This window comes from Alteraurantiacibacter buctensis, assembly GCF_009827655.1.
Taxonomy (GTDB): Bacteria; Pseudomonadota; Alphaproteobacteria; order Sphingomonadales; family Sphingomonadaceae; genus Alteraurantiacibacter; species Alteraurantiacibacter buctensis.
This window is the reverse complement of record NZ_WTYV01000005.1, coordinates 93,531-116,546: the sequence shown is the minus strand read 5'-3', so window position 1 is coordinate 116,546 and position 23,016 is coordinate 93,531. Positions and strand designations below refer to the sequence as shown.

The window sequence follows — 23,016 nt, the reverse complement described above, 5'->3', positions numbered from 1 at the left end:
TGAGGTTATGGGCGGCAACTGCCAAAGGGTCGGCCAGGCAATTTCGCCCCGGATGACCCGCCAGTTTCTTCGATGCACGGCTTTGCCAATCCAGCACGTTTCCTGCGGCTCGCCCGCTGGCTGACCCCGCTGCTGCTGGTCGTGGGGCTGGTGCTCGTCGCGGTGTCGCTGGCCTACAGCTATACCTCGATGCCGCCGGACCGGCTGATGGGGGATTCGGTCAAGATCCTGCCGATTCACGTGGCCGTTTCCTGGCTGGGCATGGGGGGCTGGACCACCATTGCCATCGCCAGCCTGGTCGAGCTCGTCTGGCGCCACCCGCTGGCGGCCATCGCCGCGCGCGCTGCTGCCGTGCCGGGTGCGGTGTTCGCTTTCCTGTGCCTCGCCACCGGTTCGATCTGGGGTCGGCCCACTTGGGGCACCTGGTGGGTGTGGGACGGGCGGCTGACCTCCATGCTGGTGCTGCTGTTCCTCTATTTCGGCTATATCGCGCTGTCGGGCGCGCTGGCGCGTGAAGGTTCGTCCAGCCGCATCGCCGCGATCTTCGGGCTGGTGGGGGCGATCAACGTGCCGATCATCAACCGCAGCGTGGTGTGGTGGAACAGCCTGCACCAGCCGCCCAGCCTGACGATGGGCAATTCCGCGATCGATCCGGTCTATCTCTATCCGCTGGGGGCCAGCACGCTGGGCTTTTCCTGCCTGTTCGGGGCCCTGGTGCTGATGCGGATGCGCACGCTGCTGGCCGACATGCAGGCCGAAGCGCGCCTGCGCCGCAAGGCCATGATGGCCGCCGAGGAGGAGTTTGCCTGATGCGCGAAGCGTGGGACATGATGCTGTTCGTCAACGGCGCCTATGCGCTGACGATCGTGGTGACGCTGGTGGTGATCGGCTGGTCATGGCGCGCGATGCGCCGGGCCGAGGCGCGGCGGGAAAAGGTGCGCGGCGAATGACAAGTGCCATCAAGCCCAAGCACCAGCGGCTGGTGCTGCTGGTCATCGCCCTGGTGGCGCTGGTGGGCGCGGGCCTGCTGGCCGCCTGGGCGCTGCGCAACCAGGCGAGTTATTTCTACCTGCCCAGCGAAATCGTGGAGCAGGCCCCTGCGCCGGACGAGGACCTGCGCCTTGGCGGCATGGTGGAGCCGGGATCGATCCAGCCGCAGCCCGATGGCGTGACGATCCGTTTCGCGGTGGGCGATGGCACCACCACCGTGCCGGTCAGCTTCACCGGCATTGCCCCGGCGCTGTTCCAGGAGAACTCCGGCGTGGTGGCGGAAGGCTACATGGGCCAGGACGGCACGTTCGTGGCCACCAACCTCCTCGCCAAGCACGACGAGAACTACATGCCCCGCGAGTTGGAAGGGATGAGCCGCGAGCAGGCCCGCCAGCGGATCGAGGCGACGCTGGAATGATCGCCGAATTCGGCCTTGTCTGCCTGTGGCTGGCCGCTGCCCTGGCCGGGCTGCAACTGGTGGCGGGCCTGCTGGGCCTGAAGTCCGGCTGGGAAGGGCTGGCCGTGCTGACTCGTCCTGCCGCGCTGGTGCAGGCGCTGCTTTGCCTTGTGTCCTTCCTGACGCTGGTGGTGCTGTTTGCCCGCACCGACCTGTCGGTGGCGCTGGTGGCGGCCAATTCGCACTCTGCCAAGCCGATGGTGTTCAAGCTGTCGGGCACCTGGGGCAACCACGAAGGCTCGATGCTGCTGTGGGTCACGGTGATGAGCGTGGCCGGCGGCCTGATCGCCTCGGTCGAGCGGCGCCTGCCGGAGCGGACCATGCTGGCCACGCTGGGCGCGCAGGCCTTCGTGGCGCTGGGTTTCTATGCCTTCCTGCTGTTTGCCTCCAACCCGTTCGAGCGGCTGCCCAGTCCGCCGCCGGAAGGCAACGGCCTCAACCCGCTGCTGCAGGACATCGGCCTCGCCTTCCATCCACCCACGCTCTACGTCGGCTATGTCGGCCTGTCGGTGGCCTTCAGCTTCGTGGTCGGTGCGCTGTTGACCCGTCAGGTGACGCCCGATTTCGCCAAGGCCATGCGCCCCTGGGTGCTGGGGGCGTGGCTGTTCCTGACGCTGGGGATCACCGCCGGTTCCTATTGGGCCTATTACGAACTGGGCTGGGGCGGCTGGTGGTTCTGGGACCCGACCGAGAACGCCAGCCTGATGCCGTGGCTGGCGGCGACCGCGCTGCTCCACTCCGCCAGCGTGCTGGCCGCGCGCGATGCGCTGCGGGCATGGACGGTGATGCTGGGCGTCATCGCCTTTTCCATGAGCATGGTGGGCACCTTCCTTGTCCGCTCGGGCATCCTCACCAGCGTCCACGCCTTTGCCGTGGACCCTGAGCGTGGCGGCTTCATCCTGGCGCTGCTGGCAATCAACATCGGCATGGCGCTGGCCCTGTTCGCCACCCGTGCCGGCACCGTGGCGGAAGGCGAGCGTTTCAGCGTGCTGAGCCGCGAGGGCGCGCTGGTGATCAACAACGTGGCGCTCTCCGCCATCCTGGGCGTCGTGCTGCTGGGCACGCTCTATCCGCTGCTGACCGAGGCGTTCGATGTGCGCGTTTCGGTGGGGCCGCCCTACTTCAACCCGGTGACCGCGATCTTCGCGCTGCCGATGCTGCTGGTTCTGGCCGTGGGGCCGCTGCTGCGCTGGCGGGGGGACAAGCTGGCCCGCGTGCGCTGGCCGATGGTGGCCCTGGCCGTTCTGGGGCTGGTGGTGCTGGCCGGTGTAGCCCTGCTGAGCGACGTGGGGCTGCTGCCGCTGCTGGGCTTTGCCGTGGCTGCCGTGGTGCTGGTGGGCAGCCTGCTGCCGCTGAAGGGGCGCAACCTGCTGCGCCTGCCGCTCGCCACCTGGGGCATGGTGGTGGCGCACTTCGGCGTGGGCATTGCCCTGTTCGGCATGGCGGCCGACACCGCCTTCCAGACCGAGCGGCTGGTGGCAGCCAACGTGGGTGACGTGATCGAGGTGGGGCCGTGGTCCGCGCGGCTCGAATCGGTCGCCCCGGTCGCCGGGCCCAACTGGACAGCGCTGGAAGCCGCCATCGCCGTGCGCCACGGTGACGGGGCCGAGACATTGACCCATCCGCAGGCCCGCAGCTTCTGGTCCCCGCCGACCGAGACGAGCGAGGTATCGCTGGTCACCCGCTGGAATGGCCAGCTTTACGTGGCCCTGGGTGACCAGGCGCAAGATGGCCGCTGGCAGCTCCGTTTGTGGTGGAAGCCCTTCGTCACCTGGATCTGGTACGGTGGCCTGCTGATCGCGCTGGGCGGCGTGCTGGCCCTGCTGGGCCGCGTGCTGACCGACGTGCGCCGCCGCCGCGCCTCCACGCTGATCGCCGCGCGCCGGGGCGACGCCGAGGTGGCGGCATGAACCGCCTGCGCCTGTTCCTGTGGGGCCTGGTGGCTGCGTGCCTCGCCCTGTTCGGCCTGTTCGCCTACCAGCTGAGCCAGCCGAAGGACGAATTCATCCAGAGCGCGATGGTGGGCAAGACCATCCCGCAGTTCGACCTCAGGCCCGCTATCGAGGGCCTGCCGGGCCTGTCCAGCGCCGACCTGGCCGATGGCCGGCCCAAGCTGGTCAACGTCTTCGCCAGCTGGTGCATTCCGTGCCGGGTGGAGGCCCCGCAACTGGACGCCCTCCAGCGCGGCGGGGCGGAGATCGTCGCCATCGCCATCCGCGACCGGCCGGAAGACCTGGCGCAGTTCTTTGCCACTTATGGCAATCCGTTTAGTGCGGTGGGGGCCGATGATGTTTCCGCCGTGCAACTCTCCATCGGCTCCAGCGGGGTGCCGGAAACCTTCGTGGTCGATGGTCAGGGCGTGATCCGCTACCAGCATATCGGCGAAATCAGGCCCGAGCACGTGCCGCTGCTGCAGGCCAAGCTGCAGGAGGCGGGGGCATGAGGCGCGTGGCCATCCTCGCCCTGGCCTTGGCCGTGGCGGCCCCGCTGGCCATGCCTGTTCTTGGGCAGGACTCGCTCCCGCCCGCTCCCTATGCCTACACGGAACTGCCCGATCCGGCGCAGGAGGCCCAGGCATTGCACCTGATGCAGACGATCCGCTGCCTCACCTGCCAGAGCCAGTCAGTGGCCGACAGTGACGCGCAGATGGCGGGCGACATGCGCCACCTGATCCGCACCCGCATTGCCGCCGGGGAAACGCCCGACCAGGTGCGCGACTGGCTGGTGGAGCGCTATGGCGACTACATCAGCTATGAACCCACCGTTTCGGCTATCACCTGGCCACTGTTCGCCGGCCCTGTCGTGCTGGTGCTGCTGGGCGCGGTGATTCTCTATGGACGGCTGGGCCGTCGCCGCCGGCAGGCCGGGGAGGGCGGGCAATGACCTGGGTGATCGCCGTGCTCGCGGCCCTGGCCGCCTTTGCCGTGGCCGTGGTGGTGTTCCGCCTGCCGCGCGCCACCTGGACCAGCCTGGCCGCTGCACTGGTCTTCGGCCTGGCGGGCTATACCCTGCAGGCCAGCCCCGCGCTGCCCGGCGCACCAAAGGATGCCGTGGCGGAGAGCTACACCGACGAGTGGGAAATGATCCCCTCCCGGCAACTGCTGGTGACGGGGGCCGACAAGTCCACCGATGCCACGCTGATCACCGCCGATGCCTTCGCCCGCCAGGGGCAGTTCGAGGATGCGGCGGCGTTCTATCGCAACATCGTCACCCGCAACCCGCGCGATTTCGAGGCGTGGCTGGCGCTGGGGAACGCCCTGGTGGAGCAGGCGGACGGCAACCTGACGCAGGCAGCCGTCTATGCCTATACCCAGGCCAACCGGCTGCGCCCGGACAGCGCTGCGCCGGGCTATTTCCTGGGGCTGTCGCTGATCCGCCAGGGCCGCATGATGGAAGCGCGCGGCGTGTGGCGCGAGGCGCTGGACGGCATGGTCGATGCGCCCGTGGCCGAACTGGCACCCGGCAATGCGCCCGTTGCCCCGCCGGCCAGCCCGCGCGCCTTCATGACCGACCGGGTGGAGCGGCTGGATTCGATGTTGCAGCAGATGGGTGCCCTGCCGCCGGAAGAGGCTGGCGAAGCGCCCGGTGCGATGGCGGAGCAGGACTGAGCGGAACGCATTGCTGTAAGGGTAAGGGGCTGCTAAGCGCGCCGCCTTACGGCGGAGCGGGGCGCCGGGGAACTGGGGCAAGTACAGCCGATGAGTGCACAGGCCACTTCCGACAAGACTGCCGCTGCCAAGCTGAAGCTGGCCGTGGGCGCCGTGGGCGTGGTGTTCGGCGATATCGGCACCAGCCCGCTCTATGCCTTCCGCGAAACCTTCGCCTCGCACGATGGCGCGCCCGGCATCCTGGTCGATCCCGATCACATCCACGGCGTGCTGAGCCTGGTGTTCTGGTCAATGATGGCGGTGGTGACGTTCAAGTACGTGCTCACCATCATGAAGGCCGACAACAAGGGCGAGGGCGGCAGCCTGGCGCTGCTGGCGCTGCTTAACCGCAAGACCGACAACGTGCGCCTTACCGCCGTGCTGGTGCTGCTGGGCGTATTCGCCACGGCACTGTTCTATGGCGATTCGATGATCACGCCGGCCATGTCGGTGCTGTCCGCCACCGAGGGCCTGCAATATATCGTGCCGGGGTTCGAGCCGTACATCGTACCCACGGCCATTGCCCTGCTGCTGGGCCTGTTCGCCATCCAGGCGCGCGGAACGGAGCGGGTGGGTGGCCTTTTCGGCCCGATCATGTGTGCCTATTTCCTGGCTCTGGCCGTGTTGGGCATCTACCACCTCAGCGGCAATCCGGGGATCATCCTGGAAACGCTGAACCCGCTCAATGCGGTCAACTTCTTCTACATCGACGGCTGGCGCGCTTTCGTGGCCATGGGCAGCGTGGTGCTGGCAGTGACAGGTGCGGAAGCGCTCTATGCCGATATGGGCCACTTCGGCCGCGCGCCGATCGGCATCTCGTGGATGGCCTTCGTGCTGCCCGCCCTGATGCTCAACTACATGGGGCAGGGGGCCTTCGTCCTTTCGCCGAACACGAACGCGGCGGAGGTGATCCAGGACCCGTTCTTCCTGATGATCCCCGACCTGGTGCGGATACCGGTAATCATCCTGGCCATATGCGCCACCATGATTGCCAGCCAGGCAGTGATCAGCGGGGCTTTCAGCCTTACCCAGCAGGCGATCCAGCTAGGCTTCATGCCGCGCATGGTGATCAAGCACACCAGCGCCAGCGCCGCCGGCCAGATCTACATCCCTGCGATCAACTGGGGCCTGATGGTCGCCGTGATCCTGCTCGTCCTGTTCTTCCGTTCATCCAGCAACCTGGCGGCGGCCTATGGCATCGCCGTGACCGGCGCGATGTTCATCGATACGCTGCTGCTGGCTGCCGTGCTGATTACGCTGTGGAAGTGGCCGCTGTGGAAGGCCCTGCCGCTGGTGATTGGCTTTGCAGTGGTGGACATGGCCTATCTGGGGGCCAACCTGATCAAGGTACCGCAGGGCGGATGGGTGCCGCTGGTGATCGGTTTCTTCATCTTCACGCTGCTGACCACCTGGTCGCGCGGACGGGCGCTGATGCGGTCCAGCATGGCCGAGTTCGGCCTTCCGCTGGAGATCTTCGCCAAGAGCGCGCACAATTCCGCCAAGCGCGTGCCCGGCACGGCCATCTTCATGAACTCCGGCGCCAGCGGCACGCCTTCCGCGCTGCTGCACAACATCAAGCATAACAAGGTTCTGCACGAGCGGGTGATCGTGCTGACCGTGGCCATTGCCGATGTGCCCTATGTCGATCCAGCCACCCGCTTCGAGATGAGCGAGATCGGCGAGGGCTTCTACCGCGTGATCATGCACTATGGCTTCATGGAAGAAACCAACGTGGCGGCAGAGCTGGAAAACATGACGCTGTGCGGCGGCAAGTTCGAGATGATGCAGACCAGCTTCTTCCTCAGCCGCCAGACCCTGCTGCCCAGCGAACGCCCAGGTATGGCGATCTGGCGCGAGAAGCTGTTCAGCTGGATGATGCGCAACGCGGCCACGCCGATGGAGTTCTTCCACCTGCCCACCAACCGCGTGGTGGAACTGGGCAGCCAGGTGGAAATCTAGCCGAACAGGCTGACCGCGCGCAGGCCGATCGTCAGCACCAGCACCAGCAGGCTGGCCAGCAGCGCCAGCAGAGCAGGGCGGCCCGCACGGGCGCCGGCGTTGACGAACACGATCCCCGCCTTGAAGGCCATGTTGATGGCCACGGTTCCGGCCAGCGCCAGCGCGGCAATGGCCGTGGATACGGCATCCACAGGCAGGGCCGAATAGGCAACGATCGCCGCGTCGACATCGAAACTGCCCGCAATGAACAGCGACAGTGCCACTCCCTGCTGACCGAACTGGTCCTGCGCCCAGCGTACCAGCAGCGCTGCCAGGGCCACGGCCATCAGGAAGCCGAGGGCCGGCAACAGTTCGAACGGTTTGGACGTAAGCCTGGTCGCGGCCGCCTCATCGGCCCTTTCGTGCCGCCAGATGAGGGCCGCGGCCAGGGCGATGACCAGGGAAGCGGGGGCCAGGAGAGCGGTTAGCGGCAGGACCAGGCCTGGCGCCAGCACTGCCGCCAGCGCCACCACACGGCAGTACATCACCGCAGAAGCCAGCGCGATGCCGGTGGCATAGTGGCCGTGTTCGCCGGCCTTGATCTGGCTGGCCAGCGCGGCAGTGACCGCTGTGGATGAATAGGCGCCGCCGATCACCGCCGTCGTCAGCGTGCCGCGCTGCTGGCCGAACAGCCGGTTGGCGATGTAGCCGGCAACCGAAAACCCGGTCACCAGCACGACGACCAGCCACAACTGGAACGGGTTCCAGGCACCATAGGGGCCGTAATCGGCATCGGGCAGGAACGGCAGGACTGCCCCCGCAATAACCGCGAAGCGGGCGATGGCGCGCAGTTCCTCTTCGGTCAGATTACGAAGCGCCCCGTGGATCGGCTGGCGCATGGCCAGGATCAGGGTGGCTACTGCCGCCCCTGCCAGGGCCAGGGCGGCCATTCCGCCACCCGCCAGCAGGCCAAGGCACAGCGTGGTGAAGCCTGCCACCATGGTCGTCGCATCGCGGCTGACCGGCCCGACGCGAGGGCGGATAAAGGCTCCGATCAGCATGATTGTCAGGCAAGCCAGCAGGATTGCCGCCAGCACCGGAGACAGGTTCAGCGAGACGATCCCGATAAGGCCCCCGCAAGTGCCGATAAGGGTAAAGGTGCGCACCCCGGCAACCCGTGCGCCTTCCACTTCGCTGCGCTGGCGCCAGCCCCGTTCGATACCGATCAGCAGGCCGGCAGCCAGCGCAGCCAGCAAATGCAGTGCCAGGTTGGCCTGTGCTGCCCATTCCGCGCCGTCGAACATGGCCTATGCATAACCCAGCCGGGCGTGGGGCGATACGGAAACCGGATAGTAAAAAGGGCGCCCCGGTCTAGCCAGGAGCGCCCTTTTCAAACCTTGCGGCCCGGTCAGCCCAGGTTGGCGCTGACCATGCAGTAGAGCATCGGCAGGCTCAGCAGCAGGTTGGTGCGGCTGGCGGCCAGCGCGCGCGGTGCGGCGGCGGCCTTCGCCTCGTCGGTCGCTTCCACCAGGCCAAGGATCTTCTGCTGCGCAGGCCAAATGATGAACCACACGTTGAAGGCCATGATCAGCGCCAGCCACATGCCGATGCCGATCAACACCACGCCGCCGGTGCCGGCGAAGGTGAGGGCAGGGACCAGGTAGCCGTTGTGCGCCGCCACCACCAGGCCGGTGACCACCGTCAGCAGCGCGGCCCAGCGGAAGAAGAAGAACACCTTGGGCGCGATGTAGCCGGTCACGCCCTTCTTCAGTTCGGCCGGAACGCTGGGCATGGTCGGCACCTGGACGAAGTTCAGATAATAGAGCAGACCGATCCACAGGATGCCGAAGAACGCGTGCAGCCAGCGGAACACGTCATCCGTGATCGCCTTGGCCCCTTCACCGGTCCAGCCGGTAAACGAAACGATGACCGCGATCGCCGCGATCAGCCCCCCCGCCAGCACGGCGTGCAGATTGCCGAAGAACTTTGCCATATCGAGACCCCCTTTGTCCGACCATTATTGCGCGTGTTGTAAGCGCAAGGCGGGGGCGATGCCAAGTGGGCTGTTGATAGCCTACTCGTGGGGCGGGTTCTCGATCACCTCGGCATCGGCATCCTTGTCCAGCGACAGGCCGTGTTTCAGCAGCATGGGGATCTGGGTGAATGTGAACAGGAACGAGAGGGGCATGAACAGCCACAGTTTGGCAGCCAGCCAGCTTTCAAAGCTGAGGGTGTAGAGCAGCACCGTGTTGAGGACGGCCAGGGCCAGGAAAAACACCCCCCAGTTGCGGCTCAGCAGCAGCCAGCCGCGCTCGGTCAGGCCTTCGAAGGCGGCTTCCAGCAGATACTTCAGCAGCGGCTTGCCGCGCATGTAACCACCCAGCAGCAGCACGCCGAAGGCGACGTAGATCACCGTGGGCTTCCATTCGATGAACCGCTCGTCCTGGAAATAGATCGTCAGCGCGCCGAAGCCCACGATCAGCAGGGTACTGAGCCACAGCATCGGGCTGACCTTGCCCAGCAGCCACTTGGATGCAGCCAGGGCCACCACGGCAGCCACGATAAAGGCCCCGGTACCGCGGATCACGGCCAGGATTTCGCCCGCCGCATCGGCCTCGTCCGGCGCGAAGTATTTATAGGTGAGGAAGAACACCAGCAGCGGGCCATAGTCGATGACCACGTTGAGCCAGCCGGTCTTGGCCTTCTTCGCCGGAGCCTGTGCCGGGTCTGCCATCACGCCACTCCTGCAATTACGCGCGCCACGAGGTCCGGATCGAAGGGGCGCAGGTCGTCAATCTTCTCGCCCACGCCGATGGCATGGATCGGCAGGCCGTACTGCTCGGCTGCCGCCACCAGCACGCCGCCGCGTGCGGTGCCGTCCAGCTTGGTCATGATCAGCCCGGTCACGCCGGCCACTTCCTTGAACACGTCGATCTGGGCCAGAGCATTCTGGCCATTGGTGGCATCCAGCACCAGCACCACATCGTGCGGGGCATCAGGGTTGAGGCGGCCCAGCACGCGGCGGATCTTGGCCAGCTCGTCCATCAGTTCGCGTTTGTTCTGCAGGCGGCCGGCGGTGTCGACCACCAGCACGTCGGTGCCCGTGGCGGTCGCCTGCTTCACCGCGTCGAACACGATGGAGGCCGGATCGCCGCCTTCGGGGCCGGTGACGATGGGCACGCCCAGCCGGTCGGCCCAGACCTTGAGCTGGCCGATGGCGGCTGCTCGGAAGGTGTCACCCGCCGCCAGCAGCACGCCATAGTCGTCCTCCTGGAACAGGTGGGCCAGCTTGGCGATGGTGGTGGTCTTGCCCGATCCGTTGACGCCGATCACCAGCAGCACCTGTGGGCGCGGGAAGGCGGTGATCTCCAGCGGCCTGGCCACCGGGCGCAGGATCTCGGCAATCTCCTCGGCCACGGCTTCCTTCAGCTCCTGCGCGGTCATCGCCAGGCCAAAGCGCTTTTCGGCCAGCCGCGTGCGGATGCGGCGGGCGGCGCGCGGGCCGAGGTCGGACATGATCAGCGCGTCCTCGACCTCGTCCAGCGTGGCATCGTCCAGCTTGGCCGTGGCGACCACGGCGGTCAGGTTCTCGGCCAGCCGTTCGGAGGTCTTGCGGAAGCCGCCGAACAGCCGCTCGGTCCAGCTTTTCTCGCTCATTGCAGCAGGCCTTCCTTGCATTCGCTGGGCACCACGCGGACCAGGGTGCCGCGCGGCGTTCCCGTGGGCACTGCCACGCGGGCGAAGTGCGGGCAATAGCCGGTGCCATCGCTTTCGGTGAGGACATCAAGCGGCCGGCCCACCAGCGATGTCATCCAGCCCTGCCGCACCCGCGCGCCTGCCGTCCGCAGTTCTGCGGCCCGCCGGCGGACAACAACGGGATCGACCTGCGGCATCCGCGCGGCCGGAGTGCCGGGGCGGGGGGAATAGGGAAACACGTGCAGGTGGGCCAGTTGCAGCTGCTCGATCAGCGACAGATTGGCTGCGTGGTGCTCCTCACTCTCGGTCGGGAAACCGGCGATCAGGTCCGCGCCAAGCGCCACATCGGGGCGCAGCGCCTGCAGCCGTCCCACCAGGTCCACCACATCGGCACGGCTATGGCGGCGTTTCATGCGCTTGAGGATCAGGTCATGCCCGTGCTGCAAGGACAGGTGGACATGCGGCATCACGCGCGGCTCACAAGCCAGCAGGTCGAACAGCAGAGGATCGATCTCCACCCCGTCCAGCGAGGAGAGCCGCAGGCGGGGGAGATCGGGGAAGGCGCGCAGCACGGCGGCTACCAGGTCACCCAGTCGCGGCGCGCCCGGCAGGTCGTGCCCCCAGCTTGTCAGGTCCACCCCGGTCAGCACCACCTCCGGGGCAGGGCAGCGGGCGATCTCGGCGAGCACCTGCGCCACCGGCAGCGAGCGGCTGGGGCCGCGCCCCTGCGGGATCACGCAGAACGTGCAGGCATGATCGCACCCGGTCTGCACGGCGATGAAGGCACGGGTGTGCTGGCGTGGGGCGGGGTCCGCGGGCTCTGCCACGTTCCAGGCCCGCGCATCCAGCTTGGCGGCATTGGCCACCAGGCCGTCAACCTCGGACATGGCGGACAGGGCATCGCGCTCCACCTCGGCGGCGCAGCCGGTGACCAGCAGGCGCGCGTCCGGTCGCTCGCGGCGGGCACGGCGGATGGCCTGGCGGGTCTGGCGCACAGCTTCGCTGGTGACCGCGCAGGAATTGATGACCACCACATCCTCCCCCCCCAGCAGGGCGCGGATGCGCTCGCCTTCGGACAGGTTCAGGCGGCATCCCAGCGAGATCACCTCGGGCTGGGCGCTCAACCGTAATCCTCCCAGGCAAAAGTGCCACGAAAGCTCTCGGTGGCGGGGCCGGTCATGGTGATGCGGTTGTCCGCGCCCCAGCCGATCAGCAGCGCGCCGCCGGGCAGGTGCACGGTCACTTCGCGCTCCACCAGGCCCCGGCGCATGGCGGCAACTGCGGTGGCGCAGGCCCCGGTGCCACAGGCGCGGGTGAGGCCGGCGCCGCGTTCCCACACGCGCAGGCGGATCGTCTGGCGGTCCACCACCGTGGCAATGTTGACGTTCACGCGGGCGGGGAACAGCGGATCATGCTCGATCTGCGGCCCCAGCACGTCCAGCGGCACGGCATTGCAATCGGGGACGAAGAACACCGCGTGGGGGTTGCCCACGTTCACTGCCACCGGCTGCTCCAGCCCGTCCCAGCCCACCGGCATGGCGAGGGTATCCATCGCGTAGGCCAGCGGGATCTGCTCCCACCCCAGGCGCGGCTCACCCATGTCCACGGCAATGCCCTGGGCGTTGCCCGTGGTCACCAGCACGCCCGCCGCCGTGGCGATGCGGGCATTGCCGCCGGCCAGCAAGCCCACTGCACGGGTGGCATTGCCGCAGGCTTCCACTTCGCCGCCATCCTGGTTGTAGATGCGCATGGCAAGGTCTGCGCCGGCATCCCCGGCGGGGGCAAGCACGATCAGCTGGTCACAGCCGATGCCGGTATGCCGGTCCGCCAGGGCTGCGGCGCGGGCGGCGGTCATGGCTGCGGGCAGCGGGTCGTTACGCGCATCGAGCACGACGAAATCGTTGCCCAGGCCGTGCATCTTGATGAAGGGAACGCGCATGCCCGCCAGTTAGGGCTTGTGCGCGGCACTGGCAAGGATGGCAGGGTTCAGCCGGCCTGGCGGGAAGCGGTCATGGCGCGCTCTTCGACAGCTGTGCCGGCACCTGCAACAGCCACCGGGAGCGGCGGCGCGGCTTCCGCCAGCAGCTTCATCTCGGCCAGGCGCTGGCGCGTGGCCTCGGCGTCTTCGGGGCGACCATACAGGTAGCCCTGGCCTTTCAGGTGACCCATTTCCTGCAGGGCCTCCAGGATCTCCATGTCCTCGATCCCTTCGGCGGTGACCGGCATCGACAGGCCCCGGCCAAGCGAGATGATCGCCCGCACCAGTTCGCTGTTGCCGCCATCGCGGGTCATCTCCGTCACGAAGCTGCGGTCGATCTTCAGCCGGTCGAATGGCAGGCTGCGCAGTTGCGCAAGGCTGGAATAGCCGGTGCCGAAATCGTCGAGGCTCACGCGGATGCCCTGGTTCCTGAGGCTGCTGATCATCGTGCGCACCGCGCCGATATTGTCGTGCAGGCAGCTTTCGGTGATCTCGATTTCCAGCCGACGGGAGGGGAAGCCGCTTTCCACCAGCAGCCGCAGCAGCCGCTGGGCAAACCACGGGTCGCGCAACTGGATCGGCGAGATGTTGACCGACAAGGTCAGGCTGGGATGCCAGTCGCGCGCGTCGACCAGCGCCTGCCTGATAAGGGCCTCCGACAGGTCGGAAATCAGTTCGATGTCTTCCGCGATGGGAATGAACACCTCGGGCGAAACTAGTCCGAAGCGCGGCGAATTCCAGCGCGCCAGCATTTCGAAGCCGGTCAGTTGCCCGGTCCTCAGGTCAATTTGCTGTTCGTAATAGGGCACGAACTCGCCCGCCGGGATGCCCTGGCGGATGGCGTTTTCCAGCTGGTTGCGGAAGCGCAGCTCGTCCTCGAAGTGCAGTTCGAACCAGCAGTGGCGGTTGCGGCCGGTTTTCTTGGCCTGGTACATCGCTATGTCGGCGCGATGCAGCATGGTTTCCGCGTCGAGGGTGATCTCCTCGGTGGCCAGTTCCTGCCCGGTGGAGGCAAGGCCGATTGACACGGTTGCCTCGATCTTCACGGGGTCCAGCGGGATGGGTGCGCCGATCGCCTCGATCAGGCTGGTGCCCAGGGCATCCATCTTCATCGCCTGATCGTGCTTGTGGGGCAGCGCGCAGGCGAATTCGTCGCCGCCGATGCGCGCCAGCAAGGCATCGGTCGGAAGGTTGGCCCGCAGCCGCTCCGAAATCGTCTTGAGCACGCGGTCACCGGTCTGATGGCCATTCATGTCATTGATCTGCTTGAAGTTGTCCAGGTCGATCATGAACACGCAGACCTGTTGCCCGGACTCGCGAGCGCGGTTCAGCATGGCATCCAGCGCCTTGGTGCTGCTGCGCCGGTTAAGGCATCCTGTCAGGGCATCGGTTTCGGCCAGGTGCCGCGCCAGTTGCTCGGCCCGCCGGCGCTCGGCCACTTCCTGCTGCAATTCGCGATAGCGCCGCCAGCCGAAAATCAGCAGGGCGATGTTGAGCAGGACGGCATTGCTCAGGGCGTCGCCCGGGGCATCGCCGCCGTTGAACCACGAGTTGACCACCTGGCGCAAGGCCGTGCCGCCGGTGCCGACAAACAGGATGATGGCGGCGAAGACGATCGAAAGCATGAGGATATCGCGCTCGGCATTGCCCAGCTTGCGATCCGTCTCGCCCGTGGCCCCCTCGGCCTTATCGTCCACAATTTTCGGCAATGCGCCTTGTCCTTCGAACTCCTGCCTCCTTATGCAAAACCATGTTCAATTTTTGGTTAAGCGGGTTTTAGAGGGACAGGGGACGGCGATGGCGCGCTTTTGGTTGATGAAATCGGAGCCGGAAAAGTACGGCTGGGAGCAACTGGTTCGCGATGGCGAGACGGTGTGGGACGGGGTGCGCAACCATTTGGCGGCGATGAACCTGCGGGCGATGGAGGTGGGCGACCAGGCATTCCTCTATCACTCGGTCAGCGAGAAGCAGATCACGGGGATAATGGACGTGACCCGGGCCGGGCTGACCGATCCGACCGACCCCGAGGGCAAGTGGGCTACGGTTTACGTCAAGCCGGTTCGCGCGCTGGAGCGGCCTGTGACCCTGGCCGAGATAAAGGCCGATCCGGCGCTGGCAGGCATCCAGCTTGTCCGCCTGTCCCGCCTGTCGGTGGCGGAGATCACCCCGGCAGAGTGGGCACATATCTGTGCAATTGCGGCAGCTTAAAGGCGGGAACCGGCCACTCTCCCGGCCATTGATCGGGGGAAGGGCCGGTTATCCCGCCGGTCCCGAAGCAGGAGAAAAACGATGGGTGAGCTGACCGACAAGGCCAAGGGCCTGGCCAACGAAGCAATCGGCAACGTCAAGCAGGCGTCGAGCAATCCGCAGACCCGTGCCGCCGGTGAAGCGCAGGAGCACAAGGGCGAAGCCCAGCAGCTGAAGGGCTCGGTCAAGGGCGCTTTTGGCGACAAGATCTGATCGCCGGACCCCTAACAGAAAACGCAAAGGGCCATCCGCGCGGGTGGCCCTTTTCGTATTCAGCGCTGACGCAGGCCGCTGACCGTGGCCCCGCCCGCGCTCAACTGCTCGATGTCGGTGATGCAATGAATCAGGCGCACGCCCTTCTGTGGGAGGGCCTCGTCCAGTGCAGCCGCGAAATCGGCCGTGCTTTCAACGCGCCATCCCTGGCCGCCCATGCTCCGCACCATGGCGGCGAAGTCCGGATTGAGCAGATCAGTGGAGGCGATGCGGGCGGGAAACTCCCGCTCCTGGTGCATGCGAATCGTGCCGTAGGCGGCATTGTCGAACAGGATCACCAGCACGCTGGCGCCGAATTGCACGGCCGTGGCCAGTTCCTGCGCGTTCATCATGAAATCGCCGTCACCCGCCGCCGCGATCACGCAGCGGTCCGGGAAGCGCAGCGCCGCGGCCACGGCGGCGGGCACGCCATAGCCCATGGCCCCGCAGGTGGGGGCAAGTTGGCCGGGGCTGCCGTGGTAATGCCAGAAGCGGTGCCACCAGCCGGCAAAGTTGCCCGCGCCGTTGCAGATGATGGCATCGGGCGGGACGACCTCGCGCACCCGGGCCATCGCCTGGCCCAGGTCCAGCGTGAAATCCGCCGCGCGCGGGGTTGACCAGGCCAGCCACTGGGCATGGGCCTGCGCCCCCGCATCGAACGAGATGATGCCGTGATCGTCCCATAGCGCGGCGCTTTCCGCAAACTCGTCCGGATCGGCGCAGATCGCCAGGTCGGCGCGATAGACGCTGTTCAACTCGTCGGCATCGGGGTGGACGTGGATCAACACCTGGCCGGGATGATCGGGGGTGATCAGGGTGTAGCCGTCGGTAGTAGCCTCGCCCAGCCGCGCGCCCACCACCAGCAGCACGTCGGCCGCCTTGACCCGCTCCACCAGTTGCGGATTAGGGCCATAGCCAAGGTTGCCCGCATAGACGGGGCTTGACGGGGGTATGGCATCCTGGCGCCGGAAAGCCGTGGCCACGGGAATGCCCAGCCGCTCGGCAAACTGGGTGAACCAGGTGCGTGCCTTCTCGTGCCAGCCGGCACCGCCGATGATCGCCACGGGCGCGGCAGCATCGGCCAGCAGGGCCATCATGGCTTCCAGCGCATCGGGGCAGGGGGGCTGGGCCGGGCGGTGGACCATCGGGCGGACCGCCGCCTCGATCCCGTCCTCGTGCAGCATGTCCTCGGGCAGGGCGAGGACCACGGGGCCTGGCCGCCCGCTCATCGCCACGGCAAAGGCGCGGGCAATATATTCAGGAATGCGATCGGCCCGGTCGATCCGCGCGGCCCACTTGCAGATGGGGCCGAAGAAGGCCGGAAAGTCGATTTCCTGGAAACCCTCGCGGTCGCGCATTTCGCGGCCCACGTCACCGATGAACAGCACCAAGGGCTGCGAATCCTGGTGCGCCACGTGCACGCCGATGCTGGCATTGGTGGCGCCGGGGCCGCGGGTGACGAAAGCCACGCCGGGCCGCCCGGTCATCGCCCCATCCGCACAGGCCATGAAGGTGACCCCGCCTTCCTGCCGGCAGGTCACGGTCTGGATCGCCGTGCGGTCGCGCAGGGCATCCAGCACGGGCAGGAAGCTTTCCCCCGGCACGGTGAAGATGCGGTCACACCCCTGGGCTTCCAGGCAATCGACCAGCAGAGCGGCAGCTTGGTTACTCATGCAACCGTTCCTAGCCGCACCCGGAGCGGGCGGCAATGGCCCGACTTGGGACGATAACTGTTTCGTCCGGGGACAGCGGGAACGGCCCCCCTTCGCAATGGTTACTTTTCCGTTAACGAGGCTTTCAAGCGAAGAACAACCGTTCGCAGAGGGGTCCATGAGAAGAGCACTTGTCCTGACCGATGAATCGGCCCGCCATCCCTTCCGGGCCATGCTGCCCATGTCGTCGCGCGTGCTGGACGAGGTGGAGAACAAGCGTTCTTGGCGGTTGAACTTCGGGCTGGATGCAACGGACCTGAAGCAGCTTGCCTGCAGCTACAGCGCGGGTTTCCTGGCCACCACGCTGTTCTTCGCCTGATCTAGGCGGCGGCTGCCTGGGCGGCGGCATGCCGCTCGGCCCGCACCAGCAGGTGGCCCAGCCAGGCCGAAATGCCGCACATCGCGGCGCTCAGCAGCAGTTGCTCCACCAGCGGCACGCCTGCCGCGCTGAGGCCCAGTGCCAGCAGCGAGCCGAAGACCATCGCGCCCGAGTTGACGATGTTGTTGGCCGCCACCGCGCGGCTTGCCTCGCTGGGGTCCACCTTGGTAGTAAGGAAGGCATAGAGCGGCACCACGAACATGCCGCCCGCAATCGCGATCAGCAACAGAGTGCCCATCACCAGCGGGGCCAGCGGCTCTGCCAGGAACCCGGCCACGTCCAGCAGCTCGCCTTCGGGCACGTGGTTGGTCCAGTTGTGACAGACGACATAGAAGGCCGCCACGAACACGCCCATGAAGATCACCGACACGGGCGAATAGCGGGCCGATACGGTGCCCTTCAGCAGCATGTTGACCGCCACCGAGCCGATGGCGACACCGATGGAGAACACCACCAGGAACAGGCTGGCCACTTCCTTCGATGCCATCAGCACGTTCTTGGCCAGCGGCGGGAACTGGATGAACAGCACCGCGCCGATGGTCCAGAAGAAGCTGATCGCCAGGATGGCGTAGAACACCTCGCGGTTGTGGACCGTGTTGCCGATCAGCCGGATGGACGAACGGATCACGTTGCGATCGATCACCTGGTTGGCGTGATAGGGCGGGGCGGTGGGCACGTAGCGGCTGGTGAAATAGCCGACCAGCGCCACCAGGATGATCAGCACCGCGGCCACCTCCTCGTCCAGGAATCCCGCCAGGATCGTGCCGCCCATGATGGCCAGATAGGTGCCTGCCTCCACCAGCCCGGTGCCGGCCAGCACCTCGTCCTTCTTCAGGTGCTGCGGCAGGATGGCGTACTTGATCGGGCCGAAAAAGGTGGAGTGGACGCCCATCGCCAGCAGCGCCAGCATCATCAGCGGGATGGCCAGCACTTCGGTCAACATGCCCAGCCAGGCGAGCGTGAGGCCCACGGCACCCACGCTCATGATGGCGATTTCCGCCGCCTTCACGGTGCGGATGATCACCGCCTTGTCGCGCATGTCGGCCAATTGCCCCGCCAGCGCCGAGAACAGGAAGAAGGGCAGGATGAACACCGCGCTGGCCACGCCGCTGAACACGGTTTCCGCCGCCGGCGAGTTGTACACCTGGTACACCACGAACAGCACCATGGCGTTCTTGTACAGGTTGTCGTTGAAGGCGTTGAGCAACTGGGTGGCGAACAGCGGCGCAAAGCGCCGGTCGCGCAGCAGGTGGGTGGACGTGAACATGTGGCTTTCTGCGGACCCTCTGCCTGCTCCGGTGCGGCTGCCTTAGCCGCAAAACCATGACAAACAAACAACAGGTGCTTTTTCCTGCGGCGAGTTGCGGCTAAGCCGGTCGCCGATGCTGTCCCTGCCCAACATCCTGACGCTGTCGCGCATTGCGATGATCCCCCTGCTGGCCGCGCTGCTGTGGTGGCCCGGGTGGCAAACCGGATACCTGTGGGCCTTCGTGCTCTACTGCCTGATGGGCTTTACCGACTATTTTGACGGCTACCTGGCGCGGTCCAGCGGGGCAGTGAGCAAGCTGGGCCAGTTCCTTGACCCGATTGCCGACAAGATCATGGTGGTCAGTGTGATTCTGGTGCTGGCCGCCATGGGCGTGCTGCGCGGGCCCTATGTGGGCGATGCCCACGTGATCGCCGGCATGATCATCGTGATCCGCGAGATTGCCGTATCGGGCCTGCGCGAATTCCTGGGTCCGCTGCAGGTGAGCGTGCCGGTGAGCAAGCTCGCCAAGTGGAAGACCACGTTCCAGCTCGTCTCTCTCGGCGCGCTGATCCTGGGGCAGGGGCTGCCGGGCTGGGTGGTCGAGGTTGGCGGTCAATTGATCAACCTGCCGCACACCGTGGGCCTGACCACGCTGTGGGCGGCGGCGGTGCTGACGGTGATTACCGGGTGGGATTACCTGCGGGTTGGATTGAAGCACATGGATTGAGGACTTTGCGGACAAGCGTCAGGTTTACTTGCGCGTCTCCTCGCAAATGTTGCCCCCATAGCCGGACGGCTCACACTTGTATCCGCACTCGTAATCACCACCGCCGTCGGGGCGTTCGGACCGAAGGCGATCAATCGCAGCTTGCTGGCACAGTTCGAATGTCTTGAAGCCGCGTATCGTCTCATTAGTTAGGAGATCTTCGCCTGTATAAATGAAAGCGTCCCATTGAGCGGGGCGACTGTCACAAGCTGCAAGCGCAAAGAGTGTTAGCGCTGCGATTCTCATTACTGCGTGCTCCTAGCGATACCTATCACTTAACCCGCCTTCAACTCCTCCGCCAACAACCGGAACTCCTCCGCCCGCGGCGAGTTCGCCCGCCAGATCAGCGCAATCTCGCGGCTGGCGTTGCGCGCTTTCAGGGGTCGGGCAACCACCTGCGTTTCGTGCAGAATCCCCGCCTCGATGGCCATTTCGGGCAGCATGGTCAGGCCGAGGCCGTTATCGACCATCTGCACCAGCGTGTGCAGCGAAGTGCCGATCATCGTGGCACTGGCGCGCATTTCCGGGCGGTTGCAGGCGGCGAGGGCGTGTTCCTTCAGGCAGTGCCCGTCTTCCAGCAGCAGCAGGCGCGCCTCGTCGATCATCATGGCGCTGACTTCGGCCGGCGGATCGCGCGGGTCATCCTTGGGGAAGGCGACATAGAGCCGGTCATGGCAGATCGTCTCCTTCTCCACGTCTCCTGTGGCGAAGGGCAGGGCCAGCAGCACGCAATCGGCGCGGCCGTGGTGGAGCGATTCGACCGCGTGCTCGCTCGTCTCCTCGCGCAGGAACAGCTTCAGTTGCGGGCGCTCCGCACGCAGGCGCGGCAGGATGCGGGGGAGGAAGAATGGCGCGATGGTGGGGATCACGCTCATGCGCAATTCGCCCGATAGCGGCTTGCCGGCGGCCTGCACCAGGTCGGCCAGCTCCTCCGCCTCGCGCAGCAGGCGATGGGCCTTGGCCACCACCTGGTTGCCCAGCGGGGTAAAGCGCACCACGCGGCGGCTGCGTTCCACCAGCGTCACGCCCAACAGGCTCTCCAACTCGCGAATCCCGGCGGAAAGGGTGCTTTGCGACACGTTGCTGGCATCGGCGGCGCGGCCGAAGTGGCCCTGTTCGTGCAGGGCCACAAGATACTGCAACTGCTTGATGGTGGGCAGGTAGATGCTCATTGCCCGCAAGCTATCGCATGGCCGCGCCGCTTGGCCAATACCGCTGTCGCGCCTGCCTAACCGGATCGGGCCTCGGCAATTTCGGCGGTCAGGGCGGTGTTGTAGCCGCGATAGGCGGCCCGCATCCATTCGCGCCAGGCCCCCATGTCCACCGCGAATTCGTCAATCCGCGCGCGGCCCAGCCGCTCGGTCATGTCTGCCGAAGGCGCGCCCACGCTGTTGTTGATCGTGCCGGGCAGCGGCTGGGCCGAGATCAGGCCGCGCCCGCGCGGGCTGACGGTGCCACCCAGCATCTCGATGCTGCGCTGGCCGCCGGCCATGTAATAGGTCCACGAGAACGGCTTGAAACCGAACGAGATATCGCCGCCCACCCAGCTTGTGGAACCCTGGCTGCCAGAGCGGCTGTCGCCCGAAAGGGTCGAGAACTCCAGGAACATGCTGGGAATGATGATGACCGCATCCAGCGCGCGGCTGGGCGCGGCCATGCGGTTGTTGATGCCCATTTCCGCGCTGCCATTGGTGGAGCCCCAGCGATTGATCACCCGCTCCCCCGGCCCGGCGGTGTTGTACCAGATGCGCCGGCCCATGGGATCGGGCGTGCCTTCGTCCCAATGCGGCTGGCCCCAGTCCAGGCCCGCGACGGCAGGGTTGGCCAGCATGTCGGCCTGGGGCATCACCGGCAGGCCGATGGCTTCCAGCCGCTGGGCCAGGTCGGCGCGGGCTTCCCCGGCCATTTGCGCCATGTCCGCCTCGGTCGGGCCGCGCAGGGTGAGGAAAATGCCCACCCGGCCGCCGCCGTTGCCCTCTGCCGCCATGATGTAACGGATCGGATAGGACAGGATGGCCGCCTTGGGGTGCTTGGTGAAGGCGCGCTTGGCGCCGGACATGTTCAGTTCGATCCGCACATCGGGCATCGGATTCTGCGCCAGCAGGCGGGCAGCAGGTGTCAGCAGCAGGCCACCGGCCCCGGCCAGCTTGAACAGGTCACGGCGATGCAAGGCATAGGTCATTTAGGCGTACCCCACCAGTTACGCGCGACCCAGGCGGGGAATGCGGCGCAAACCGGGCGGCCGTCAAGCGGCGGTCGCAATGGTAACAGGATTTGTCAGCCCGCGGGGCTATTCCGCCGCCGGTTCGATCTCCGCCGGGGCTTCGGCAGGTGCGGGGGTATCGCGCTCAAGCCGGGTCATCTTCAGCCGTCCGCGTTCCACTGCAAAGGCCAGCCGGCCCTCCACCAGTTCCAGCGCATCCTTGCCGAAGGTCTCGTAGCGCCAGCTTTCCAGCATCGGCATGTCGCGCGATCCGGCGGCCAGTTCCTCCAGCTCTTCCGAGCGGGCGAGCAGGCGCGAGGCGACATCCAGTTCGCGGCTGCGGATCTTCAGCAGCAGCTTGAGGAGGTCTGCCACCAGCGCCCCCTCCTTGCCCAGCGGGGCGCCGCGCTTGGGCCGGTCGGGCATTTCGTCTTCCGGCAGCGGTTCGGCCTTGGTCAGCACCTTCATCAGGCGGCGGCCAATGTCATTATCCTTCCACGCCTGGCTGAGGCCGCGCACCTTGGCAAGGTCGGCCTGCGTCTTGGGCGGGTGGCTGGCGATGTCAGCCAGCGTCTCGTCGCGGATGATGCGGCCGCGCGGAATGTCCTTGTCCTGCGCCTCGGTCTCGCGCCAGGCGGCCAGTGCCTTCATGCGCCCCAGCACGGCCGGGTTGCGGCCCGGCGCGCGGATGCGGTGCCAGGCGGTCTCCAGGTCGTTGGCATAGTTGGCGGGGTCTGCCAGCTTCTCCATCTCGGCATCCAGCCAGATCCCGCGGCCGGTCTTGATCAGCTTCTTCAGGATGCGCGGGAAGATCTTGGCCAGGTAGGTCACGTCACCGATGGCATATTCGATCTGCCGTTCGGTCAGCGGGCGGCGGCTCCAGTCGGTGAAGCGGGCGCCCTTGTCGATCGTCTTGCCCAGCCAGCTTTCCACCAGGTTGGCATAGCCGATCTGCTCGCTCTGGCTGATGGCCATCATGGCGATCTGCGTGTCGAAGATGGGGTGCGGGGTCTTGCCGGTGAGGTTGTAGATGATCTCCACATCCTGCCCGCCGGCGTGGAAGACCTTCAGCACGTCCTCGTTCTCGCACATCAGGTTGAGCAGCGGGGTCATGTCCAGGCCATCGGCGAGCGGATCGATCGCCGCGGCCTCTTCCTCGTTGCCGATCTGGATCAGGCAGAGAAGGGGGTAGTAGGTGTTCTCGCGCATGAATTCGGTGTCCACGCACACGAATTCGCTTTTCGCCAGCCGCTCGCACAGTTCGGCAAGGTCGGCGGTCTTGGTAATCAGGGGATGGATCTGCATCGTGTCTTCATCATGCTGGTGGGCGGTTCACCGTCCGCGGCCGCGCTGTGCCCTTCCGCTCCGCCTGCGGCCAGTGCGGCGGTAGCCATATGCGCGGCCCTGTAACCGCTTGCCGCCCTCACGCCAACGGCCTGTTACCGCTTTCCCACGATTGCGGGCCAAGTGTGGCCAAGCTGCCGCGCAAAAGGGGTGACGGG

Annotated in this window: 24 protein-coding genes; 12 read left to right on the top strand and 12 right to left on the bottom strand. The window is 66.5% G+C overall.

Going from position 1 to position 23,016, the window contains the following annotated elements; all coding sequences use genetic code 11:
- Positions 1 to 72: 72 nt before the first annotated feature.
- The 8 genes from ccmC to GRI99_RS12640 all read left to right on the top strand — a co-directional run bounded on the left by ccmC (position 73) and on the right by GRI99_RS12640 (position 7,053).
- Positions 73 to 810 carry a heme ABC transporter permease CcmC gene (gene ccmC / locus GRI99_RS12670; protein ID WP_160772422.1) on the top strand — a complete coding sequence of 246 codons (738 nt, stop codon included), beginning with the start codon at positions 73 to 75 and terminating at the stop codon, positions 808 to 810.
- On the top strand, positions 810 to 950 hold the full coding sequence (locus GRI99_RS18510; RefSeq protein ID WP_202393085.1) for a hypothetical protein: 141 nt from the start codon (positions 810 to 812) through the stop codon (positions 948 to 950). The genes ccmC and GRI99_RS18510 overlap by 1 nt, the downstream gene beginning before the upstream one ends.
- Entirely contained in the window at positions 947 to 1,408 is a 462-nt protein-coding gene (gene ccmE, locus GRI99_RS12665; protein ID WP_160772421.1) for a cytochrome c maturation protein CcmE, read from the top strand. Before GRI99_RS18510 ends, ccmE begins: the two co-directional genes overlap by 4 nt.
- Entirely contained in the window at positions 1,405 to 3,357 is a 1,953-nt protein-coding gene (locus GRI99_RS12660) for a heme lyase CcmF/NrfE family subunit (RefSeq protein WP_160772420.1), read from the top strand. Before ccmE ends, GRI99_RS12660 begins: the two co-directional genes overlap by 4 nt.
- A complete protein-coding gene (locus GRI99_RS12655) occupies positions 3,354 to 3,890 on the top strand; it encodes a redoxin family protein (RefSeq protein WP_160772419.1) in 537 nt (178 codons plus the stop codon). The genes GRI99_RS12660 and GRI99_RS12655 overlap by 4 nt, the downstream gene beginning before the upstream one ends.
- Positions 3,887 to 4,330, top strand: a complete 444-nt coding sequence (locus tag GRI99_RS12650; RefSeq protein WP_160772418.1) for a cytochrome c-type biogenesis protein — start codon at positions 3,887 to 3,889, stop codon at positions 4,328 to 4,330. Before GRI99_RS12655 ends, GRI99_RS12650 begins: the two co-directional genes overlap by 4 nt.
- Complete coding sequence (locus GRI99_RS12645) at positions 4,327 to 5,055, top strand: tetratricopeptide repeat protein (protein ID WP_160772417.1); 729 nt, start codon at positions 4,327 to 4,329, stop codon at positions 5,053 to 5,055. Before GRI99_RS12650 ends, GRI99_RS12645 begins: the two co-directional genes overlap by 4 nt.
- A 90-nt stretch (positions 5,056 to 5,145) precedes the next feature.
- Entirely contained in the window at positions 5,146 to 7,053 is a 1,908-nt protein-coding gene (locus GRI99_RS12640) for a potassium transporter Kup (protein WP_160772416.1), read from the top strand.
- Here the strand turns inward: GRI99_RS12640 and GRI99_RS12635 are convergent.
- The 7 genes from GRI99_RS12635 to GRI99_RS12605 all read right to left on the bottom strand — a co-directional run bounded on the left by GRI99_RS12635 (position 7,050) and on the right by GRI99_RS12605 (position 14,403).
- Complete coding sequence (locus GRI99_RS12635) at positions 7,050 to 8,336, bottom strand: MgtC/SapB family protein (protein ID WP_160772415.1); 1,287 nt, start codon at positions 8,334 to 8,336, stop codon at positions 7,050 to 7,052. The two genes, GRI99_RS12640 and GRI99_RS12635, sit on opposite strands and share 4 nt — an antisense overlap.
- 104 nt (positions 8,337 to 8,440) lie before the next feature.
- Entirely contained in the window at positions 8,441 to 9,025 is a 585-nt protein-coding gene (locus GRI99_RS12630) for a urate hydroxylase PuuD (protein ID WP_160772414.1), read from the bottom strand.
- Between the two features lie 81 nt (positions 9,026 to 9,106).
- On the bottom strand, positions 9,107 to 9,766 hold the full coding sequence (locus GRI99_RS12625; RefSeq protein WP_160772413.1) for an inner membrane-spanning protein YciB: 660 nt from the start codon (positions 9,764 to 9,766) through the stop codon (positions 9,107 to 9,109).
- A complete protein-coding gene (ftsY, locus tag GRI99_RS12620) occupies positions 9,766 to 10,689 on the bottom strand; it encodes a signal recognition particle-docking protein FtsY (protein WP_160772412.1) in 924 nt (307 codons plus the stop codon). Before ftsY ends, GRI99_RS12625 begins: the two co-directional genes overlap by 1 nt.
- Positions 10,686 to 11,852, bottom strand: coding sequence for a MiaB/RimO family radical SAM methylthiotransferase (locus tag GRI99_RS12615; protein WP_160772411.1), 1,167 nt, complete (start codon positions 11,850 to 11,852; stop codon positions 10,686 to 10,688). Before GRI99_RS12615 ends, ftsY begins: the two co-directional genes overlap by 4 nt.
- On the bottom strand, positions 11,849 to 12,667 hold the full coding sequence (gene dapF, locus GRI99_RS12610) for a diaminopimelate epimerase (protein WP_160772410.1): 819 nt from the start codon (positions 12,665 to 12,667) through the stop codon (positions 11,849 to 11,851). Before dapF ends, GRI99_RS12615 begins: the two co-directional genes overlap by 4 nt.
- Before the next feature lie 47 nt (positions 12,668 to 12,714).
- Entirely contained in the window at positions 12,715 to 14,403 is a 1,689-nt protein-coding gene (locus GRI99_RS12605) for a putative bifunctional diguanylate cyclase/phosphodiesterase (RefSeq protein ID WP_337192923.1), read from the bottom strand.
- A 118-nt stretch (positions 14,404 to 14,521) separates the two neighbouring features.
- On the opposite strand from GRI99_RS12605, the gene GRI99_RS12600 reads away from it, so the two are divergent.
- Both GRI99_RS12600 and GRI99_RS12595 read left to right on the top strand, forming a co-directional pair.
- Positions 14,522 to 14,914: an EVE domain-containing protein gene (locus GRI99_RS12600; protein WP_439098436.1), complete on the top strand. Its 393-nt coding sequence runs from the start codon at positions 14,522 to 14,524 to the stop codon at positions 14,912 to 14,914.
- A gap of 81 nt (positions 14,915 to 14,995) precedes the next feature.
- Positions 14,996 to 15,166, top strand: coding sequence for a CsbD family protein (locus GRI99_RS12595; protein WP_160772408.1), 171 nt, complete (start codon positions 14,996 to 14,998; stop codon positions 15,164 to 15,166).
- A 59-nt stretch (positions 15,167 to 15,225) separates the two neighbouring features.
- On the opposite strand, the gene GRI99_RS12590 is transcribed toward GRI99_RS12595, so the two are convergent.
- On the bottom strand, positions 15,226 to 16,878 hold the full coding sequence (locus tag GRI99_RS12590; RefSeq protein WP_160772407.1) for a thiamine pyrophosphate-binding protein: 1,653 nt from the start codon (positions 16,876 to 16,878) through the stop codon (positions 15,226 to 15,228).
- A 157-nt stretch (positions 16,879 to 17,035) separates the two neighbouring features.
- On the opposite strand from GRI99_RS12590, the gene GRI99_RS12585 reads away from it, so the two are divergent.
- On the top strand, positions 17,036 to 17,236 hold the full coding sequence (locus GRI99_RS12585; protein ID WP_160772406.1) for a hypothetical protein: 201 nt from the start codon (positions 17,036 to 17,038) through the stop codon (positions 17,234 to 17,236).
- Between the two features lies 1 nt (position 17,237).
- Here GRI99_RS12585 and GRI99_RS12580 read toward each other — a convergent pair whose 3' ends face one another.
- Complete coding sequence (locus tag GRI99_RS12580; protein ID WP_160772405.1) at positions 17,238 to 18,563, bottom strand: MFS transporter; 1,326 nt, start codon at positions 18,561 to 18,563, stop codon at positions 17,238 to 17,240.
- A gap of 115 nt (positions 18,564 to 18,678) precedes the next feature.
- Here GRI99_RS12580 and pgsA point away from each other — a divergent pair, with 115 nt between their 5' ends.
- On the top strand, positions 18,679 to 19,272 hold the full coding sequence (pgsA, locus tag GRI99_RS12575) for a CDP-diacylglycerol--glycerol-3-phosphate 3-phosphatidyltransferase (RefSeq protein WP_160772404.1): 594 nt from the start codon (positions 18,679 to 18,681) through the stop codon (positions 19,270 to 19,272).
- Between the two features lie 314 nt (positions 19,273 to 19,586).
- Here pgsA and GRI99_RS12570 read toward each other — a convergent pair whose 3' ends face one another.
- The 3 genes from GRI99_RS12570 to rnd form a co-directional block, all read right to left on the bottom strand.
- Positions 19,587 to 20,483, bottom strand: coding sequence for a hydrogen peroxide-inducible genes activator (locus GRI99_RS12570; RefSeq protein ID WP_160772403.1), 897 nt, complete (start codon positions 20,481 to 20,483; stop codon positions 19,587 to 19,589).
- A 56-nt stretch (positions 20,484 to 20,539) separates the two neighbouring features.
- Positions 20,540 to 21,493, bottom strand: a complete 954-nt coding sequence (locus GRI99_RS12565; RefSeq protein ID WP_160772402.1) for a hypothetical protein — start codon at positions 21,491 to 21,493, stop codon at positions 20,540 to 20,542.
- Positions 21,494 to 21,601: 108 nt separating this feature from the next.
- Entirely contained in the window at positions 21,602 to 22,819 is a 1,218-nt protein-coding gene (rnd, locus tag GRI99_RS12560) for a ribonuclease D (protein ID WP_160772401.1), read from the bottom strand.
- Between the last annotated feature and the right edge of the window lie 197 nt (positions 22,820 to 23,016).

Bases quoted from the DNA above. Each gene is read 5' to 3' on its own strand.
- ccmC (WP_160772422.1), top strand. From the start codon at position 73: ATGCACGGCTTTGCCAATCCAGCACGTTTCCTGCGGCTCGCCCGCTGG.
- GRI99_RS18510 (WP_202393085.1), top strand. From the start codon at position 810: ATGCGCGAAGCGTGGGACATGATGCTGTTCGTCAACGGCGCCTATGCG.
- ccmE (WP_160772421.1), top strand. From the start codon at position 947: ATGACAAGTGCCATCAAGCCCAAGCACCAGCGGCTGGTGCTGCTGGTC.
- GRI99_RS12660 (WP_160772420.1), top strand. From the start codon at position 1,405: ATGATCGCCGAATTCGGCCTTGTCTGCCTGTGGCTGGCCGCTGCCCTG.
- GRI99_RS12655 (WP_160772419.1), top strand. From the start codon at position 3,354: ATGAACCGCCTGCGCCTGTTCCTGTGGGGCCTGGTGGCTGCGTGCCTC.
- GRI99_RS12650 (WP_160772418.1), top strand. From the start codon at position 3,887: ATGAGGCGCGTGGCCATCCTCGCCCTGGCCTTGGCCGTGGCGGCCCCG.
- GRI99_RS12645 (WP_160772417.1), top strand. From the start codon at position 4,327: ATGACCTGGGTGATCGCCGTGCTCGCGGCCCTGGCCGCCTTTGCCGTG.
- GRI99_RS12640 (WP_160772416.1), top strand. From the start codon at position 5,146: ATGAGTGCACAGGCCACTTCCGACAAGACTGCCGCTGCCAAGCTGAAG.
- GRI99_RS12635 (WP_160772415.1), bottom strand. From the start codon at position 8,336: ATGTTCGACGGCGCGGAATGGGCAGCACAGGCCAACCTGGCACTGCAT.
- GRI99_RS12630 (WP_160772414.1), bottom strand. From the start codon at position 9,025: ATGGCAAAGTTCTTCGGCAATCTGCACGCCGTGCTGGCGGGGGGGCTG.
- GRI99_RS12625 (WP_160772413.1), bottom strand. From the start codon at position 9,766: ATGGCAGACCCGGCACAGGCTCCGGCGAAGAAGGCCAAGACCGGCTGG.
- ftsY (WP_160772412.1), bottom strand. From the start codon at position 10,689: ATGAGCGAGAAAAGCTGGACCGAGCGGCTGTTCGGCGGCTTCCGCAAG.
- dapF (WP_160772410.1), bottom strand. From the start codon at position 12,667: ATGCGCGTTCCCTTCATCAAGATGCACGGCCTGGGCAACGATTTCGTC.
- GRI99_RS12600 (WP_439098436.1), top strand. From the start codon at position 14,522: ATGAAATCGGAGCCGGAAAAGTACGGCTGGGAGCAACTGGTTCGCGAT.
- GRI99_RS12595 (WP_160772408.1), top strand. From the start codon at position 14,996: ATGGGTGAGCTGACCGACAAGGCCAAGGGCCTGGCCAACGAAGCAATC.
- GRI99_RS12590 (WP_160772407.1), bottom strand. From the start codon at position 16,878: ATGAGTAACCAAGCTGCCGCTCTGCTGGTCGATTGCCTGGAAGCCCAG.
- GRI99_RS12585 (WP_160772406.1), top strand. From the start codon at position 17,036: ATGAGAAGAGCACTTGTCCTGACCGATGAATCGGCCCGCCATCCCTTC.
- GRI99_RS12580 (WP_160772405.1), bottom strand. From the start codon at position 18,563: ATGTTCACGTCCACCCACCTGCTGCGCGACCGGCGCTTTGCGCCGCTG.
- pgsA (WP_160772404.1), top strand. From the start codon at position 18,679: ATGCTGTCCCTGCCCAACATCCTGACGCTGTCGCGCATTGCGATGATC.
- GRI99_RS12570 (WP_160772403.1), bottom strand. From the start codon at position 20,483: ATGAGCATCTACCTGCCCACCATCAAGCAGTTGCAGTATCTTGTGGCC.
- GRI99_RS12565 (WP_160772402.1), bottom strand. From the start codon at position 21,493: ATGACCTATGCCTTGCATCGCCGTGACCTGTTCAAGCTGGCCGGGGCC.
- rnd (WP_160772401.1), bottom strand. From the start codon at position 22,819: ATGCAGATCCATCCCCTGATTACCAAGACCGCCGACCTTGCCGAACTG.